Annotated in this window: 15 protein-coding genes and 1 riboswitch; of the genes, 3 read left to right on the forward strand and 12 right to left on the reverse strand. The window is 65.9% G+C overall.

Annotated elements, in window-relative coordinates; all coding sequences use genetic code 11:
• Positions 1–6: 6 nt before the first annotated feature.
• The gene (locus ASF66_RS03170) at positions 7–375 is read right to left on the reverse strand and encodes a DUF1294 domain-containing protein (RefSeq protein WP_236707040.1); all 369 of its coding nucleotides are present in this window, start codon (positions 373–375) and stop codon (positions 7–9) included.
• Positions 376–436: 61 nt separating this feature from the next.
• Complete coding sequence (locus tag ASF66_RS03175; RefSeq protein WP_056843411.1) at positions 437–1,267, reverse strand: undecaprenyl-diphosphate phosphatase; 831 nt, start codon at positions 1,265–1,267, stop codon at positions 437–439.
• 242 nt (positions 1,268–1,509) lie between these two features.
• On the opposite strand from ASF66_RS03175, the gene pnuC reads away from it, so the two are divergent.
• Together pnuC and ASF66_RS03185 are read left to right on the forward strand one after the other, a co-directional pair.
• Complete coding sequence (gene pnuC / locus ASF66_RS03180) at positions 1,510–2,073, forward strand: nicotinamide riboside transporter PnuC (protein WP_056842694.1); 564 nt, start codon at positions 1,510–1,512, stop codon at positions 2,071–2,073.
• Complete coding sequence (locus tag ASF66_RS03185; RefSeq protein ID WP_056842695.1) at positions 2,070–2,597, forward strand: AAA family ATPase; 528 nt, start codon at positions 2,070–2,072, stop codon at positions 2,595–2,597. Before pnuC ends, ASF66_RS03185 begins: the two co-directional genes overlap by 4 nt.
• Positions 2,598–2,604: 7 nt before the next feature.
• Here the strand turns inward: ASF66_RS03185 and ASF66_RS03190 are convergent, their stop codons facing one another.
• Positions 2,605–3,534 carry a sigma 54-interacting transcriptional regulator gene (locus tag ASF66_RS03190; RefSeq protein WP_236707041.1) on the reverse strand — a complete coding sequence of 310 codons (930 nt, stop codon included), beginning with the start codon at positions 3,532–3,534 and terminating at the stop codon, positions 2,605–2,607.
• Between the two features lie 211 nt (positions 3,535–3,745).
• Here ASF66_RS03190 and ASF66_RS03195 point away from each other — a divergent pair, with 211 nt between their 5' ends.
• Positions 3,746–4,438: a DUF421 domain-containing protein gene (locus tag ASF66_RS03195; protein ID WP_056842697.1), complete on the forward strand. Its 693-nt coding sequence runs from the start codon at positions 3,746–3,748 to the stop codon at positions 4,436–4,438.
• A gap of 2 nt (positions 4,439–4,440) precedes the next feature.
• Here ASF66_RS03195 and ASF66_RS03200 read toward each other — a convergent pair whose 3' ends face one another.
• The 9 genes from ASF66_RS03200 to ASF66_RS03240 form a co-directional block, all read right to left on the reverse strand.
• A complete protein-coding gene (locus ASF66_RS03200) occupies positions 4,441–5,007 on the reverse strand; it encodes a vWA domain-containing protein (RefSeq protein ID WP_056842698.1) in 567 nt (188 codons plus the stop codon).
• Between the two features lie 89 nt (positions 5,008–5,096).
• The gene (locus ASF66_RS03205; RefSeq protein ID WP_056842699.1) at positions 5,097–6,098 is read right to left on the reverse strand and encodes an ATP-binding protein; all 1,002 of its coding nucleotides are present in this window, start codon (positions 6,096–6,098) and stop codon (positions 5,097–5,099) included.
• Positions 6,099–6,111: 13 nt separating this feature from the next.
• Positions 6,112–9,864, reverse strand: coding sequence for a cobaltochelatase subunit CobN (gene cobN / locus ASF66_RS03210; protein WP_056842700.1), 3,753 nt, complete (start codon positions 9,862–9,864; stop codon positions 6,112–6,114).
• Between the two features lie 3 nt (positions 9,865–9,867).
• Positions 9,868–10,932: a cobalamin biosynthesis protein CobW gene (gene cobW / locus ASF66_RS03215; RefSeq protein ID WP_056842701.1), complete on the reverse strand. Its 1,065-nt coding sequence runs from the start codon at positions 10,930–10,932 to the stop codon at positions 9,868–9,870.
• An 89-nt stretch (positions 10,933–11,021) separates the two neighbouring features.
• Positions 11,022–11,217, reverse strand: a riboswitch (cobalamin riboswitch).
• Positions 11,218–11,248: 31 nt separating this feature from the next.
• On the reverse strand, positions 11,249–12,004 hold the full coding sequence (locus ASF66_RS03220; RefSeq protein ID WP_049859600.1) for an ABC transporter ATP-binding protein: 756 nt from the start codon (positions 12,002–12,004) through the stop codon (positions 11,249–11,251).
• Positions 12,001–13,041 (reverse strand): FecCD family ABC transporter permease, encoded by a 1,041-nt coding sequence (locus tag ASF66_RS03225; RefSeq protein ID WP_082484410.1) that lies wholly within the window; start codon positions 13,039–13,041, stop codon positions 12,001–12,003. Before ASF66_RS03225 ends, ASF66_RS03220 begins: the two co-directional genes overlap by 4 nt.
• On the reverse strand, positions 13,038–14,066 hold the full coding sequence (locus ASF66_RS03230) for an ABC transporter substrate-binding protein (RefSeq protein WP_056842702.1): 1,029 nt from the start codon (positions 14,064–14,066) through the stop codon (positions 13,038–13,040). The genes ASF66_RS03225 and ASF66_RS03230 overlap by 4 nt, the downstream gene beginning before the upstream one ends.
• A 218-nt stretch (positions 14,067–14,284) precedes the next feature.
• Positions 14,285–15,457, reverse strand: a complete 1,173-nt coding sequence (locus tag ASF66_RS03235) for an HlyD family secretion protein (protein ID WP_056842703.1) — start codon at positions 15,455–15,457, stop codon at positions 14,285–14,287.
• Positions 15,454–17,115, reverse strand: a complete 1,662-nt coding sequence (locus tag ASF66_RS03240) for an MFS transporter (RefSeq protein WP_056842704.1) — start codon at positions 17,113–17,115, stop codon at positions 15,454–15,456. The genes ASF66_RS03235 and ASF66_RS03240 overlap by 4 nt, the downstream gene beginning before the upstream one ends.
• Positions 17,116–17,164: the final 49 nt, after the last annotated feature.

Consider the following 17,164-nt stretch of genomic DNA (forward strand, 5'->3'; position numbering starts at 1 on the left):
CCAGGGTCAGAACGTAAGGCCCAGGTGCTGCCCGGCAAAGATGACCTGATCGAACCAGAACGCCTGGTGCAGCGCAACGATCAGCCAGAACACCAGTTGGTAGGAAACCTTGCGCGTCTTGTGCCGGAACAGTTGCTGGGCGATGAGTGCGCCTGGCCAGCCGCCCAGCAGTTCGGCGCCGTGCAGCAGTTTTTCCGGGGTCCGCTGGCCCTGCCCTTGGGCCTGGCGCTTGTCGTGCCAGTACAAGCCCACCGTCAGCAGGCTCATCAGTGCATAGATCGCCAGCACCGACGGATGCCCGGCCATCGCCAAACGCAACACGCCGAGAAAAGGCAGCAAGCACAGGACGACGAACACCGTGACTTTCAACGCCACGAACTGTACCGGGCGTTGCTGCCCACCGCGCGGTCGCGCAGACGCCCGACCGGGCGCCGGATCAGCCTTGCGCACTGGACCAATCGATCCAGCCGAACTGCCAGGTCGCCAGGATGATCAGGCCGAAGGCAATGCGGTACCAGGCGAACACGGCGTAGCTGTGGGTAGCGATGAACTTGAGCAGGCCGCGCACCGCGATCATGGCGAAGATGAACGACACCACGAAGCCCAGCGCGAACACCGGGAAGTCGGCCGGCTGAAACAGGTGATGAAACTTGTAACCCGAGTACACCGCGGCACCGACCATGGTCGGCATGGCCAGGAAGAACGAGAACTCGGTGGCGGTCTTGCGCGACAGACCGAACAGCAGGCCGCCGATGATGGTCGAGCCCGAGCGCGAGGTTCCCGGAATCATCGCCAGACACTGTGCGAAACCGACCTTGAGGGCATCGCTCCAGCGCATGTCGTCGACGTGGTGCACACGCACGGCATGTTCGCGCTTCTCGGCCCAGAGCATGATGAAACCACCCAGTACCAGAGCGACCGCCACGGTGATGGGGTTGAACAGGTATTCGTGGATCTTGTCGGCGAAAATCACCCCCAGCACGACCGCCGGCAGGAAGCCGATGAACAGGTTCAGGGTAAAGCGCTGGGCGTTGCGTTGGGTCGGCAAGCCAGTGATCACTTCGAGGATCTTGCGACGGAATTCCCACACCACCGCCAATATCGCACCCAGCTGGATGATGATATTGAAGGCCATGGCCCGTTCGCCGCCGAAACCGATCAGGTCGGCCACGATGATCTGGTGACCGGTGCTGGAAATGGGCAGGAACTCGGTCAAGCCTTCCACGATGCCTAGAATCAGCGCCTGCATGGCGGTCCAAAAATCCATCATTCCCCCAATTGGACCCGCGCCTGGCGTGGTCCTGTCTGTTTAATAGAACTCATTGCCGTCGGGCCCCGCGATGCTAACAGAGCAGCTTGTGCAAATCCGCACGCGAGCGTCGGTGAGTGTTGGTTGAGTTGAAGTTTCATCTTTGCAGCGGGTGTACCGCGCAAGACGCGCGCAGTATCGGCGGCGCAGGTTACAATCCCGGCTTTGCATGCTGTGCATGCACCTGCCTGAGATTGCCCATGTCGCCTTTGGAATTGTTCGCCGCCACGCTGGGCGTGATCGCGGTGTGGTTGACCGTGAAGCAGAATTGGCTGTGCTGGCCGATCGGCCTGGTCATGGTGCTGATCTATTCGTACGTGTTCTACGACTACAAGCTGTACTCCAACATGCTGTTGCAGGTGGTGTACGCCGGCGTCCAGGTGTACGGCTGGTGGCAGTGGACCCGTGGCGATGGGACAGCCGTGGGCCCAGCGGTGACCCGCTTGGCGCTCAAACCTCTTCTGGGTGGGCTGACAATCGGCCTGGTAGCGGGCTTGGCACTGGGCGCGGCGATGGCTACCTGGAGCGATGCCAGCCAGCCGTGGCTGGACGCGTTGCTCACCGGCTTCAGCCTGGTGGCGCAGTGGTGGATGGCCAACAAGCGCGTGCAATGCTGGCCGCTGTGGATCGTGCTGGATGCCATTTTCGTCGGTCTGTTCGTCCATCAGGGCCTGTACCTGACGGCTGCGCTGTATGGCCTGTTCCTGATGCTGGCCGTTCACGGCTGGCACCAGTGGCGCAACAGCGAAGCGGTGTCGCGATGAAAGTGGTTGTGCTGTGCGGGCCGGAGTCGTCGGGCAAGAGCTGGCTGGCCGAACGCATGCGCGTGCGTTTGGGCGCCGTGGTCGTGGGCGAATACGTGCGCCATTTCATCGACCGAGAGCAGCGCGACACCTGCTATGCCGACATCGACACCATCGCCCGTGGTCAGCTGGCCTGGGAGGATGCCGCTCGCCGCAGCCAGCCCGCACTGTTGCTGCTCGACACGCACCTGCTGAGCAACCTGCTGTGGAGCCGCACCCTGTTCGACGACTGCCCGGCGTGGCTTGAGCCAGCGCTGCTGGAGCGCCACTACGATGCCCACCTGTTGCTCTCGCCCGAAGGCGTCGAATGGTCCGCGGACGGCCAGCGCTGCCAGCCTGACCTGGCTCAACGGCAAACCTTTTTTCGGCAAAGCCAGGCGTGGCTGCAGGCCCACGCGCTGCCCTGCACCGTGATCAGCGGTGACTGGCTGGCGCGTGAGGCGCAGGTGCTGGCGAGCATTCGACATGTTCTGGATCAACCCTAGCGTGCGATCAGCGCATGTGATGTTTGTGCAGCAGGCGGTAGAGCGTCGGGCGTGAAACGCCGAGCACCCTGGCCGCCGTGCTCAGGTTGCCGCCGTGGCGCAGCAGTACATCGCCCAGCGCCTGACGCTCGGCCCGGTGCTTGTAGTCGTTCAGCGTGCCCATCGGCGCGGTGACCAGGGTTTCGATACCCAGCCCCAGGTCGATGGCTTCGATCTGATTGCCGGGGGCCAGCGCCTGCGCTTGGCGAATCCGGTTCGCCAGCTCGCGGACGTTGCCCGGCCAGTCGTGCTCACCCATGGCAATAAGCGCCTCTTGACTGAAAGGACGATGACGTCGGCCGTTCTCGCGGCTGTAGCGTTGCGCGAAATGGTTGGCCAGCATGGCCAGGTCGCCATAGCGTTCGCGCAAGGGCACGGCGACGATCTCCAGCACGTTGAGTCGATAGTAGAGGTCTTCGCGCAGTTGTCCCCGGCTCATGGCCACGGTGAGGTCGGTGTCGCTGGTGGCCAGGACCCGAACGTCCACTTCGCCTGAAGCCTTGCGCTGGAGAAAGCGCAGCAATTGCTCCTGAACGTCCAGCGGCAAGTCCTGCACCTGTTGCAGCAGCAAGGTTCCCCGGTCGGCAGCCTGCAGCACGCTGCCGGACAGCGGATGCACATTGCTCTGCCCGCAGCCGGGTGCGAACAACGGCGTCTGGCCCGGACGATGGGCACGGACCTGGCAGTCGAACACGATGAATGGCTGCTGCCTGCGCTGGGACTGCTGGTGCAGCGCACGCGCAATCAGCTGCTTGCCAGTGCCCGCCTCACCGTGGATCAAGACCGGTGAGTCGGTGGCGGCGAATTTGCTGATGAGCTTGTACAGGTCGCGCATGGGCTGACTATCGCCCAACAGTCCGCAAGGCTCGCAGGGGTAGGCATTCGAATTCACAGGCATGGCCTTTCCTTGCATGGACGTGCTCGGGAAAATACATCAAAAACAGCGGGTTGCAACTTACGTCAAAATGGTAACGGAAAATTGACGTTTAACCCCCGCCAAGGCTTCAGCACGGACCCTTGACGCCACATAGGGCGTCAGCGGTACGTCTCGCAGACAGCCAGCACCGCCGGTGTACAATCGGCGCTTTTGGTCAGGCAAAGGATTGGAAATGCAGGCGTTCGATTGGCATCGTGTGCTGCTGGGTGAAGTCAACATGGGCTTTCTCGGCGAGGTGGTCGCTCGCACGCTGATGGCCTATGTGGTGGTCTTCCTGTTCCTGAAGATCGCCGGGCGACGCGGGGTGCGCCAGCTTTCGCTGTTCGAGCTGGTGGTGATCCTGACGCTGGGCTCGGCGGCTGGCGACGTGACCTTCTACGAGGACGTACCCATCCTGCCGGTGCTGGTGGTGTTCGTGGCGATGATCATCTTCTATCGCCTGACCACCTTTCTGACCGAACGCAGCGGTCGCTTCGGCGAATGGCTGGAAGGAAAACCGTTTTTGATCATTCGCGACGGCGTGTTCGAGCTCAAGGCGCTGCAGAGCGGCAACATCACCCACGCCGAGTTCCTGATGGAACTGCGCCTGCGCGGCGTCGAGCACCTGGGGCAGGTGCGCCTGGGCATTCTGGAGGTCAATGGCGATGTCAGCCTGTACTTCCACGAGCGCGAAGACGTCAAGCCGGGGCTGTCGATCCTGCCGCCCGAGCATCGCGTGTCATTGACCAAGGTCGACCGTGAAGACCTGTATGCCTGCGAATACTGCGGTCACCTGGAAACCCTGCGCGATCAGCAGGCAATGCCCTGCCCTCGCTGTGACAATCCTGTATGGAGCAAGGCCCTGAGCAACCCCCGAGCCAGCTGACGCTAGGCCCGTGGTAGATCTTCCAGATGCCGGTACTCGGCGCTCAACGCCGATGCCAGGGTGCGGGCCCGACCCAACCGGATCGGCCCCCGCTCCATGTCTACCAGCAATGCCGGGCACGCCAGTGGCGCCACGCCGTCCAGCGACTTGAGGCGCCCGTCGGTGAACACCAGGCAGCGATGGGCTTCCTCGGGATAGCGGCGCCCGCGTTGCTCCAGCCAGTCACGGGCCTGATCCAGCGCCGCCAGCAGCGGCGTGCCGCCACCGGCGCCCAGCTCCGCGAGCCAGGGTTGCAGGGCTGCCGAGGCTTTGAGGCCGTGGCATTGCCAGATCGGCTCGCTGCCACTGGCGGTCAACAACGCCAGCCGTGCGCGCTGCCGGTAGGCATCGTCGAAGACCTGCGCCAGAACACCCTTGGCCTCGGCCAAAGCGCCGTGCCGGCGGGTCGAGGCAGAGGCGTCGACCAGCACCAGCCACAGTTGCTGCGCCGCGCTGCGCCGTTGCTGCCAGCGCAGGTCATCGCGCTGGCGTGGTCGTCCTTGCAGCAGCGTGGCCGGCCAGTCCACCATACCGGCCGCCGCCGCGCGCGCCGGACCCTGTCGCCCTTGTTCGAGGTGGCCCTTGCCGGGCCGAGCATCCGCTGGGCGCGGACGGATGCTCAGGGCTTTTTTGGCCAGCTCGGTACGCTGCGGCGTTCACCTACCGGAACGGCCTGGGCGGGCATGTCGCCCCACTGGCCCTGACCCGGATCGGACGGTTGCGCGGCGCTCGCAGCGGGCGGCGGCGCTGGCTTCGACTCGGGCTGGCGCGGTGCCTGGCGGCGATGGCGCAGGGCGAACTCGGCCACGGCTTCGACGTCCTCGTCGAGAATCTGCTCAGCCCCTCGCCAGGCGGCGTGGGCCCGTGCCGCGCGCAGCCAGACCAGGTCGGCACGCAGGCCATCCACGCCCTCGGCGAAACAACGGGTGGTGATGGCTTCCAGCGCCTGATCGCACAGCGGGATCGATTCGAGGCGTTCCCGCGCCTGCTGGCAGCGCAGCTGCAGCGCTGACTGGGCTGGGGCCCATTGCTCACAGAAGCCTTGAGGGTCGCTGTCGAAGGCCAGGCGACGGCGGATGATCTGGCCACGTTCGGCGGGCGCCGGCTGACCGTCCAGGGCGATGTTCAAACCGAATCGGTCGAGCAGCTGCGGGCGCAACTCCCCTTCCTCCGGGTTCATGGTGCCGATGAGCACGAATCGCGCGGGATGAGCATGGGAAATACCGTCACGCTCGATGCGGTTGACGCCACTGGCGGCAACGTCCAGCAGCAGGTCGACCAGATGGTCGGCAAGCAGGTTGACCTCATCGACGTACAGCACGCCGCCGTCGGCCTTGGCCAGCACACCGGGCGAAAAGCGTGCACGGCCTTCACCCAACGCGGCTTCCAGATCCAGCGTACCCACCAGGCGGTCTTCACTGGCACCCAGGGGCAATGTCACCAACTGACCATCGGCAAGCAGGTCGGCCAGGCCGCGCGCCAGTGTGCTCTTGGCCATGCCCCGCGGCCCTTCGATCAGCACCCCGCCGATGCGCGGGTCGATGGCGGCCAGGCACAGCGCCAGCTTCAGCGAATCGGCGGCCACCACGGCGGCCAGCGGAAAGTGCACGGTGTCGGTCATTGCAGGGTTCTCTTCAGGCATCTTCTTCGGTATCCAGCAGCAGGTCTTCCACGGCCTGACGGTAGTCACCGGGCTCGGCCCACAGGCCACGTTGCTGAGCCTCGAGCAGGCGTTCGGCCATGTCGCGCAGGGCCGCAGGGTTGTGCTCCTGCAGGAAGCCGCGGGTGTCCGGGTCGAGCAGATAGGCGTCGGTGAGCAAGGCGTACTGATGGTCGTCGATCAGGTGGGTGGTGGCATCGAAGGCAAACAGGTTGTCGACCGTCGCAGCGAGTTCGAAGGCGCCTTTGTAGCCATGTCGCTTGACCCCTTCGATCCACTTGGGATTGGCCGCACGGGCGCGCACCACTCGATTCAGCTCTTCCTTCAGGGTGCGCACGCGTGGCACGTCGGGTTGGCTGTGGTCGCCGTGGTAGCTGGCCGTCGTCTGTCCGCTCAGGGTTTCCACGGCGGCGAGCATGCCGCCCTGGAACTGGTAGTAGTCGTTGGAATCGAGCAGGTCGTGCTCGCGGTTGTCCTGGTTCTGCAGCACCGCCTGGACCTGGCCCAGGCGCCGCGCGAACGGCGCGCGTGCGGCGGTACCTTCGTCATCCGCGCCATAGGCATAGGCACCCCAGTTCAGGTAAGCCTCGGCGAGGTCTTCGCGGGTCTGCCACAGGCGCCCGTCGATGGCACCTTGCACACCGGCGCCATAGGCGCCCGGCTTGGCGCCGAAGATGCGCCAACCCGCCTCGCGGGCGGCCTGCTCGGCCGAGACACCCTCGGCCAGCAACTGCGCCTGTTCAGTACGAACCTTGGCCGCCAGTGGGTTGAGGTCGTCGGGCTCGTCCAGCGCAGCCACCGCCTGCACCGCTGCATCGAACAGGCGCAGCAGGTTGGCGAAGGCATCGCGGAAGAAGCCGGACACCCGCAGGGTCACGTCCACCCGCGGGCGGTCGAGCAGGCTGAGCGGCAGAATCTCGAAATCGTCCACGCGCTGGCTGCCGGTGGCCCACACCGGCCGCACGCCCATCAGGGCCATGGCCTGGGCAATGTCGTCGCCACCGGTGCGCATGGTCGCCGTGCCCCATACCGACAGGCCCAGCTGACGCAAGTGATCACCATGGTCCTGAAGGTGACGCTCCAGGATCAGGTTGGCCGAGGCGAAGCCGATCCGCCAGGCGGTGGTGGTCGGCAGGTTGCGCACGTCCACGGAAAAGAAGTTGCGCCCCGTGGGCAACACGTCGAGACGACCGCGGCTGGGCGCCCCGCTCGGCCCGGCGGGTACGAAGCGGCCGGCTAGGGCGGCGAGCAGCCCGTGCATCTCGGCCGGCCCGCAGGCATCCAGGCGCGGCGCCACGGTGTCGCGCAGGTGACCGAGAATGAGCTGCACGTCATCGAAGCCATCACCCAGTTCAAGCGGGCCGTCCAGCGCGCGTTCGATCAACAGTGCGGCGTACAGCTCTAGCCGTTCGCGGCTGTCGCCGGCACTACGCCACGGTTCGACGGTGAGCTCGGCCAAGGCTGCGGGCCGCGGCCCGCTCCAAGGGGCGCCGAGATCGCAGTCGAGCGGGTCGAAGCCCAGCGCGAAGGCCTTGGCCAAGGCGCGCAGCAGGCTGGCCTGGGCGCCCTGGCCGTTGCCCCGCGGGATGCGCAGCAACGCCAGCAGGGTATCGGCGCGCAGACGGCCCTGGGGCGACTCGCCGAACACGTGCAGACCGTCGCGGATCTGCGACTCCTTCAGATCGCACAGGAAGGTGTCCAGGCGTGGCAGCCAATCCGCCGGCTCGGCCCCTTCGGCCATCTGCAGCTCGTGGTCGATGCGGGTCTCGCGCACCAGCGCCAGAATGTCCTTCTCCAGTGCCTGGGCCCGGCGCGGATCGAGCATCTGTGCGTCGTAGTACTCATCGGCCAGCAGTTCCAGGTCGCGCAGCGGCCCGTAGGTTTCGGCGCGGGTCAGCGGTGGCATCAGGTGGTCGATGATCACCGCCTGGGTGCGGCGCTTGGCCTGGGCGCCCTCGCCCGGATCGTTGACGATGAACGGATAGATGTTGGGCATCGGCCCCAGTATCGCGTCGGGCCAGCACTGCTCGGAAAGGCCCACACCCTTGCCCGGCAACCACTCCAGGTTGCCGTGCTTGCCGACATGGATCAGTGCATCGGCGCCGTAGCTGTGGCGCAGCCAGAAATAGAACGCCAGATAACCATGCGGCGGCACCAGGTCGGGGTCGTGATAGACCGCGCTGACGTCCACCTGGTAGCCACGGGCCGGTTGGATGCCAACGAAGGTCAGGCCCATGCGCAGGCCGGCGATCATCATCCGACCATTGCGGAACATCGGATCGGCTGCCGGCTCGCCCCAGCGTTCGCGGACGGCGGCCTGATTGGCTTCGGGCAGCAAGGCGAACGCGGCCAGGTAATCGTCCAGCGCCATGCTCTGGGCACAGGGACGCAGGTCCAGCTGTTCCAGGTCGTTGGTCACCCCACCGAGCAAGGCATGGATCAAGGCCGTGCCGCTGTCGGGCAGATCGGCGACCGGGTAGCCCTGCTGCTGCATCGCGCGCAGGATGTTCAGCGCCGCCGCCGGGGTATCCAGGCCGACGCCGTTACCGATGCGACCATCGCGGGTCGGGTAGTTCGCCAGCACCAGGGCGACACGCTTGTCGGCATTAGAGAGGCGCGCCAGGGCGGCCCACTTGCGCGCCAGTTCGGCGACGAAATCCATGCGCTCGACATGAGCCCGGTAGCACACCACGTCGCTCTGGCTACGCTCGTTGTGCCGGGCCAGGTCCTTGAAGCTGATGGCGCGACTGATGATGCGTCCGTCCAGCTCCGGCAAGGCAATGTGCATGGCCAGGTCGCGCGCACCCAGGCCCTGGGCGTTTGCCTGCCACAACGCCTGGTTGTCCTGGGCGCAGATGGCCTGTATCACCGGAATGTCACGGCTAAACGGGCGCAGGTGCGGGGTTTCGGGGCTGGACTGGGCGAAGCCGGTGGTGTTGAGGATGATCGCGGCATCCACTTCGTCCATCCACGCCTGGACCTGCTCCAGGCACGCCGCTTCCTTGAGGCTGGCCACGGCAATCGGCAACGGATTGAGCCCGGCCGCCTGCAGCCTGGCACAGAAGGTGTCGACGAAACCGGTGTTGGCCGCCTGCAGGTGGGAGCGATAGAACAGCAACGGCACCACAGGCCAGTGCGCTTGCCACTGCGCCTGCCAGTGGTCCAGGTCGGCGGTCGGTTGCGTCGGATGGTAGATGACCGTGCGCGGCAGGGCCTGGGGCGCTTCGCAGGGTTCAGTGCGTCCGAACCAGGTATTGCCGAGGTAGCCGAACAGGTTGCGCGCGTTTCCCATGCCGCCCTGGCGCAGGTACTGCCACAAGCGGTCGGCCTGTTCGGCAGGCACCGTACAGCGCTCGGCCAGTTCGGGATCGGGGCGGTCGCAGCCCGGTACCAGGATGACCTGCACGCCCTGCTCGGCTAGTTGCATCAACTGCTCGACGCCGTAGCGCCAGTAGCCGATGCCGCCGTGCAGGGAAATCAGGATGACCTTGGCGTGGCGCAACACCTGGTCGACGTAGATGTCGACCGAGGCATGGTTCTGCACCTGCATGGGGTTGGCCAGGCGCAGGCTGGGGTAGTCCGTCGGCAGATGCCCGCTGGCCTCGGCGAGCAGCGCCAGGTGCGAATCACCGCTGCAGAGAATCACCAGTTCGGCAGGCGTCTGGCCAAGGTCGGCGATGCTGTCGTCCGGCACGAAGCCGCCCGGCTGGGTTCTCAGCAGGTGCATGGGTCAGGCTTCCAGGGCCGCGCGCAGTTGCGCTTGCAACGACTGCGCGTCGAGGTCCTGGCCGATCAGCACCAGGCGCGTGCTGCGTGCTTCGTCAGCGGCCCAGGCGCGATCGAAGTGCTTGTCGAAACGCGTGCCCACGCCCTGGATCAGCAGGCGCATCGGTTTGCCCGGAATCGCCGCGAAACCCTTGACCCGCAGGATGCCGTGTTGAACCACGGCGGCGTTGAGCGCCTGCAGCAGCTTGGCCTCCTCAGCCTGGGGCAGCTCGATGGAGATCGAGTCGAAGGCATCGTGGTCGTGATCGTCGTGGTCGTCACCCTCGTGATGGTCATGATGGGTCTTTCGTGCGTCGATGTGCTGCTCCGATTCGGCACCCAGGCCCAGCAGCACCGCCAGGGGCAAGCGACCGCTGCTGGCTTCGACCACCTTGACCGCTGCCGGCAGTTCTTCGGCCACCTCGGCGCGCACGGCGGCCAGGGTCTGGGCATCGATCAGGTCGGCCTTGTTGAGGATGACCAGGTCGGCGCTGGCCAATTGGTCGGCGAACAGCTCGTGCAGCGGCGACTCGTGGTCCAGGTTGGGATCGAGCTTGCGCTGGGCGTCGACCTGGTCGGGGAATGCGGCAAAGGTACCGGCCGCCACTGCCGGGCTGTCGACCACGGTGATCACCGCATCGACCGTGCAGGCGCTGCGAATTTCCGGCCACTGGAAGGCCTGGACCAGCGGCTTGGGCAAGGCCAGCCCGCTGGTTTCGATGAGAATGTGGTCAAGGTCGGCGCGGCGGGCGACCAGCTCGCGCATGACCGGGAAGAATTCTTCCTGAACCGTGCAACACAGGCAGCCGTTGGCCAGCTCGTAGACGCGGCCTTTCGCTTCCTCTTCGCTGCAGCCGATGGTGCACTGCTTGAGGATCTCGCCGTCGATGCCCAGCTCGCCGAATTCGTTGACGATCACGGCAATGCGCCGGCCCTGGGCGTTGTCGAGCATGTGCCGCAGCAAGGTGGTCTTGCCCGAGCCGAGGAAGCCGGTGACGATGGTGACGGGTAGTTTGGACAGCGTTTTCATCGGGTCGCCCTGATTGCGCGGCAGGGCACGAGACGAGCGCCGCTACGGCAGGCGCCGGCATTCGTCACCGGATCACCCCGCCCGGTTGAATAGGAAAGAACGGCGAGGCAGGTCTCCTGGCTCGTGATGCCGGCCCTGCGGGCCGAGGCTGCAGCGCCTTCCCGCGAACGATCGCAGTGGCCTTGGCGCAGCCTTCATCACTTACAGTTGCGGGGGCAGCCGCGGCTTGGACCGCGTTCCCGTCTTAGCTCTGCCGGGCAGAGAACCTCGAACGCGCAAGGCTAACACAGGGCACGGGATGTGTCAGTGACGCGGCTCAGACCCGATAGCGCACGTGCGGTCGACCGTCGGCCAGACTGACTTCGGCGTGCACGCCGTAGACTTCGGCGATCAGGCCCTCGGTCAGGACCTGGGCTGGCGCGCCGCTGGCCACCAGGCGCCCGTCCTTGAGGACCACCAGCACGTCACAGAACATGGCTGCCAGGTTCAGGTCGTGAATCGCCATGACGCAGGTCAGGGGCAGGTCCTGGATCAGATGCAACAGTTCGAGTTGATGCTGGATATCGAGGTGATTGGTCGGCTCGTCGAGCAGCAGTTCGCTGGGCTGCTGGGCCAGGGCGCGGGCGATCTGCACCCGCTGCCGCTCGCCGCCGGACAGGGTGTGCCAGCGCCGCTGCGCGTGGCCGCCCAGGTTGACCTGAGCCAGTGCCTGGGCAATGGCCCGATCGTCTTCGCGCAGCCACGGTGCGAACGGCGAGCGATGGGGCGTACGACCCAGGCGCACGACCTCCTCCACGCGAATGTCCACCTCGGTGCTGGCATGCTGCTCCACCATCGCCACTTGCCGGGCGATGGTGCGCCGCGCCAGGTCGGCCAGCGGCTGATCGTCGAGGCTGACCTGCCCGTGGCTGGGACGGTCCAGCCCGGCCAGCAGGCGCAGCAGCGACGACTTGCCCGAGCCGTTCGGGCCGATCAGCCCGACCAGGCTGCCCGGTGTGATGGCCAGGCTGACGTCGTCGAGAATCAGCAGCCCACCGGCCTTCCAGCTGACGTGGTGCAGGTGCAGGCTCATGCTCGACGCCTCGCTCGGTACAGGATCAAGGCAAACGCCGGGGCGCCGACCAAGGCCGTGACCACGCCGATGGGCAATACCTGGCCTGGCACGATGATGCGCGCGACGATGTCGGCCAGCACCATGAAATTGGCGCCGATCAGCACCGAGGCGAGCAACAGCCGAACATGGCTCGGACCCACCAGAAAGCGGGCAATGTGCGGTACTACCAGACCGACGAAGCCCACCGCACCGACGATGCTGACCAGGGTAGCGGTGATCAGCGCGGTGGTTGCAAACAACACCAGCCGCACCGCCACCACGGGCACGCCCAGGGTCGCGGCGGCGTCTTCACCGAACACGAAGGCATCCAGCGCTCGGGCAAAGTACAAGCACACCAGCAAACCTGCACCCACTACCGCCGCAGCCAGGCCAACATCGGGCCAGCGCACCCCGCCCAGGCTGCCGAGCAACCAGAACATCACGCTGCGGGCCTGTTCGGCATTGGCCGAGGTCGAAACGATATACGCGGTCAGTGCATTGAACAGCTGCGATCCGGCCACCCCGGCGAGAATCACCTGGGCCGGACCGCTGCGGGCACCCGCAGCCAGCAGCAACACCAGGCCGAACGCCAGCGCGGCGCCGAGGAAAGCCCCCAGGGAAATCCCGATCACGCCGCCGCCCAGGCCCAGCAGCATGATCATCACTGCGCCGGTCGAAGCGCCGGCAGAGATGCCCAGCACATAGGGTTCGGCCAGCACGTTGCGCAACAGCGCCTGCAGCACCGCACCACAGATCGCCAGACCGGCGCCACAACAGGCGGCCACCAACGCGCGGCTCAGGCGGTACTCCCAGATGATTCCCTGGACGATACGCGGCACCGCGTAGTCGCCAAGGCCGAGGCCGTTGAGCAATGCCTTGCCGACCGTGCCCAGGTCGATGCCCATCTCCCCTACCGACACCGCGAGGGCGATCGATACGCTCAGCGTGGCCAGCGCCAGCACGGCCAGCAGGCAGCGCCAGATCCAGCCATCTTCACGGGCCAGGCGCTGGATCAAGGGGTGGCCCGTGTACGCTCGAAGCCCGCCGCGATGTCTTCCACCGCGCGCACCACATCCATGGACGGATTCAGCGACTGGGCATCGACGACGATGATGCGGTCGTTGCGTACCGCATCCAGTTCACGGGTCACCGGGTCGCTGCGCAGGAAGGCCAGCTTCTTCTCGACATCGTCGGCCGGATACAGTCGACGTTGCATGCGGGCAACGACGATCACGTCGGGATTGCTGGCGGCGATGCTTTCCCAGCTCACGCCAGGCCACTCCTCGTCGCTGTCGACGATGTTGCGCAAACCCAGCAGACGATTGATGTAGCCCGGCGCGCCGTTCTTGCCGGCTACCCACGGGTCCCCTTCCAGGCGCGTGCTGGAGAACCAGTACACCACTGACAAGGGTTTCTGCCCGATGCGCGCGGCGCGTTCGGTGGCGGCCTGGATGCGCGCCTGCAACTGGGCGGTCAAATGCTCACCGGCAGGCTCGACGTCGAAAATGGTTGCCAGCTCGCGAATTTCCTTGTTCACCAGGTCCATCGAGAACATCTGACTGCGACTGCCGTCGGCATTGGACGTAGCGGTAACCTGCTTGCCGTCGCAGTCGCTGGGCGATACGTAGGACGGGATGCCGAGGCTGGCCAGTTGCTCGGGTTTGGCGACTTCACCGTTGGGGCCGACATGGTAGGTGTACTGCGCGACCACGATGTCGGGCGCAGTATTGGCCACGGCTTCGAAGCTGGGCGCATTGTCGGCCAGGCGCGGCACCTTGGCATTGTCCGCGCGCAGGTGCTCGGGCAGCGGCCCGAACCAGACCCCGGTGCCGACCATGCGCGGTGCCAGGCCCAGTGACAACAGAATCTCCGTGCTCGCCTGGCCCAGGCTGACCGCGCGCTGTGGCGCCGCCTGGATAGTCATCGGCGCTCCACAGTTGGGCAGGGTCAAAGGGTAGTGGGTGGCGGCGAGGCTGGCACCGGCGGCGAACAGACCGACGACAGCGACGCTGGCGTGGGCAAAGACGGCAGAAAAACGCATGGCAACTCCTTGGATGGCGCGTCCAACAGGTTCAGGAAAATCCCAGGGGCAAGGTCTGGCTGACGACATGTAACATGCCGATCACAGTGGCGCGACCGCGCCGGATTCGAACCGGCTTCCTGCACTGGGCGAAGACAAACGGCGCTGACGGTAGGCGACCCGTCGGCAAAGATCAAATGGTTTAGCCCCGACCAGGGGGTTCAACCGCCTTGGCCGCCCTAGGGCGCGCCGTCGCTCGGCGGATCCGTGCGGTCCTGCTCGACCACATAACCGGTGTCGATGCTGACCACGACCGACATGCCGGGCCGCAGACGTTGCGCTGCGGCCTGGTCCGGATCCACGGTGATGCGCACCGGAATCCGCTGGGCGATCTTGACGAAGTTGCCGGTGGCGTTGTCGGCCTGCAACAGGCTGAATTCCGAACCTGTCGCCGGCGATATGCGCTGCACGTGCCCGTGCAGTCGCAGGTGATTGAGCGCGTCGACAGTGAAGGTCACCGGCTGGCCGATGCGCACGTTGGCCATCTGGGTTTCCTTCATGTTGGCCACTACCCACAGCGTGTCGGGGACCAGCGCCATCAACTGCGCACCGGAATTGACGTAGGCGCCCAGGCGCACGCCGATCTGCCCCAACTGGCCGTCGCGCGGCGCTACGATGCGGGTGTTGTCCAGATCGATGCGGGCCAGCTCCACGGCGGCCTCGGCGTTGGTCACGTTGGCTTCCAGCGAGTCGCGGTTGACGATCACCGTCTGCAGGTCTTCGCGTGCGATCGCCAATGCGGCCTTGGCCTGCGCCACCGACGCCAGCGCCTGGGCATTGGCGGCTCGGGTCACATCCAGCTCGCGGCGCGACACCGAGCCATCGCTGATCAGGTCCTGGTTACGGCGCAGGTCCGCGGCGCCCTTGCGGGCCTGCGCTTCACTGTCGACGACCGCCGCCTGGCGCTGAGCGATGGTGGCTTCGGCACTGCGGCGCTGTTGCAGGTTGTTGGCCAGTGCGGTTTTCTGCACCTGCACCTGGGCCAGCGCCTGGTTCAGGCGTTGCCTATAGATGCGGTCGTCCAAACGCACCAACAGGTCGCCAGCCTTGACGAACTGGAAGTCCTGCACCGGCACTTCGTACACATAGCCCGCCAGCTGCGGCCCGATGATCGTCACCTGGCCACGCACCAGCGCGTTCTCGGTGCTTTCGATGTGACTGCTGAACGGTGGCAGCTGCCAGGCGTACAGCACGATCGCCACGCCCACCAGCGCCACGCTGGCGAAGATCAGGCTGGACAGTACCCGCACCCGTCGCGAACGCGGTTCGGTGGCGGCCGGATTGGGCGGTGGGGTCTGGCCTTCGGGCGTGGCGGCGATGGCGTTGGTGGTCGTGGACGTCGGTTCGGTCATGAAGTGCTGGCGCCGCTGGTGGATGCAGTAGGTGTCGCGGCGGTGGTGACCGCCCGGGTAGTGCTCATCAGCCACAGGCTGCGTACGAAGATCCACAGCATGGTCAGTACGGCAATGATGCAGATCAGCATGAAGACATCGTTATAGGCCATGACGTTCGCCTCGCGGGTGGCGGCGGTGGCCAGGGCGCGGGTGCCCAGAGTCGTGCGCAACGCGGGGTCGGCGATGCTGGCCAGGTAGCTGGCGGCGGAGCCGCTGATGCGCGCTTGAACCAGCGGATCCAGCAGTGTCAGGTGCTCGACGATCATGCTTGAGTGGTATTTCTCGCGCACGATCTGGAACGTGCCCAGCAACGCCGCGCCGATCAATCCGCCGAGGTTGTTGCAGATACCGAAGAGGACCGAGAAGCTCACCAGGTTGCGCGGATTGGTCAGCACGTGGCGCATGCCCAGCACCATGGTCGGCCCCAGGAAAAACGTGCCGCCAAAACCCAGCAGGAACTGGCTCAGGTACATGTTGGCCGGACTCGTGAGGTTGCTGGAGAAGCTGTCCATCGCCGAGCCCACGGCCATCAGGGCCAGGGCGATGATCAACGGCATGAACAGATGCTCCGGGTTGATCGTCCAGGCGCTCACGGCCAGCCCGGCCACTGCGCCACAGAGCATCACCACATAGAGGGTGCGCATCTGCTCCTGACCCATGTTCAGCACCTGCAACAGCCCCACCGCCCCTGTGGACTGCTCCGACAGCACCATGCGCGTGAGAATTACCGCCAGGGCCAGGCGGATGGCGACGCCGCTGCCCAGCCAGCGGGTCATCAGCATCGGGTTGCTGCGATTGTGCTCCACGGCCAGCCCACCGAGGATCAGTACGATCGCCCCTGCCGACGCCCAGCCGATCCAGTCCGCCTCCAGCCACCAGTCGATCCGCCCCAGCGACAGCACGGCGCAGAGCAAGGCGATGCCCGTCGCCAGGATGGCGAAAATCAGGAAATCCAGCGGTTCGAAGGTCTTGAAGCGGTCGCCCGGCGGCAGCTTGAGTAGGAACACGCAGCCCAGGGTTAGCAGCGCCATGCCCAGCTCGAACAGATACAGGCCGCGCCATTCGGCGATCTGCAGCAAGTCTTCGGAGAATACCCGAGCCAGGGGCAGCGCCAGTTGCGAGGTGCCCAGGCCCAGCACCAGGGCCTTGAGTCGCCACTTGGCGGGAAAGGCCTGGATCATGTAGTAAAGGCCGAGGGAACTCAGGGCCGCGCCGACCATGCCGTGTGCGGCCCGCACGGCGATGGCCGACGCGAGATCGTTGACGAACAGGTGGCCGAAGGTCACCAGGGCATAGAGCACCAGAAACAGTTCGGTGAAGGTGCGCAGCCCGAATTGCTGGCGAAACTTGACCAGCAGCAGGTTCATCGACACGTTGGCCATCACGTAGGCGGCCGGCAGCCAGGCCATCTCTGCGGCCGTGGCGCCGAGCGCGCCTTGCAGAAATTGCAGGTTCGCCACCACCAGTGAGTTGCCCAGGCCACCGGTGAGGGCCACCAGCAAGCCCACAATGCCGAACGCAAGGCGCTTGGGAGTCGAATGCAAGGGCGTCGAGGGCGAGCCCGGCAGGTTCGGCTTTTCGTGAGGCAGCCAGTCGCGGCTCGTGTAGCGGGACATGCGGTGGCCTTGGCAGGTGGCGAGCGGAACGTTGGAAAGGGTGCGCTAG

Origin of the sequence: Pseudomonas sp. Leaf129, assembly GCF_001423465.1 — a bacterium.
GTDB classification, from domain to species: Bacteria; Pseudomonadota; Gammaproteobacteria; order Pseudomonadales; family Pseudomonadaceae; genus Aquipseudomonas; species Aquipseudomonas coleopterorum.

Bases quoted from the DNA above. Each gene is read 5' to 3' on its own strand.
- ASF66_RS03175 (WP_056843411.1), bottom strand. From the start codon at position 1,267: ATGGATTTTTGGACCGCCATGCAGGCGCTGATTCTAGGCATCGTGGAA.
- pnuC (WP_056842694.1), top strand. From the start codon at position 1,510: ATGTCGCCTTTGGAATTGTTCGCCGCCACGCTGGGCGTGATCGCGGTG.
- ASF66_RS03185 (WP_056842695.1), top strand. From the start codon at position 2,070: ATGAAAGTGGTTGTGCTGTGCGGGCCGGAGTCGTCGGGCAAGAGCTGG.
- ASF66_RS03190 (WP_236707041.1), bottom strand. From the start codon at position 3,534: ATGCCTGTGAATTCGAATGCCTACCCCTGCGAGCCTTGCGGACTGTTG.
- ASF66_RS03195 (WP_056842697.1), top strand. From the start codon at position 3,746: ATGCAGGCGTTCGATTGGCATCGTGTGCTGCTGGGTGAAGTCAACATG.
- ASF66_RS03200 (WP_056842698.1), bottom strand. From the start codon at position 5,007: ATGGTGGACTGGCCGGCCACGCTGCTGCAAGGACGACCACGCCAGCGC.
- ASF66_RS03205 (WP_056842699.1), bottom strand. From the start codon at position 6,098: ATGACCGACACCGTGCACTTTCCGCTGGCCGCCGTGGTGGCCGCCGAT.
- cobN (WP_056842700.1), bottom strand. From the start codon at position 9,864: ATGCACCTGCTGAGAACCCAGCCGGGCGGCTTCGTGCCGGACGACAGC.
- cobW (WP_056842701.1), bottom strand. From the start codon at position 10,932: ATGAAAACGCTGTCCAAACTACCCGTCACCATCGTCACCGGCTTCCTC.
- ASF66_RS03220 (WP_049859600.1), bottom strand. From the start codon at position 12,004: ATGAGCCTGCACCTGCACCACGTCAGCTGGAAGGCCGGTGGGCTGCTG.
- ASF66_RS03230 (WP_056842702.1), bottom strand. From the start codon at position 14,066: ATGCGTTTTTCTGCCGTCTTTGCCCACGCCAGCGTCGCTGTCGTCGGT.
- ASF66_RS03235 (WP_056842703.1), bottom strand. From the start codon at position 15,457: ATGACCGAACCGACGTCCACGACCACCAACGCCATCGCCGCCACGCCC.
- ASF66_RS03240 (WP_056842704.1), bottom strand. From the start codon at position 17,115: ATGTCCCGCTACACGAGCCGCGACTGGCTGCCTCACGAAAAGCCGAAC.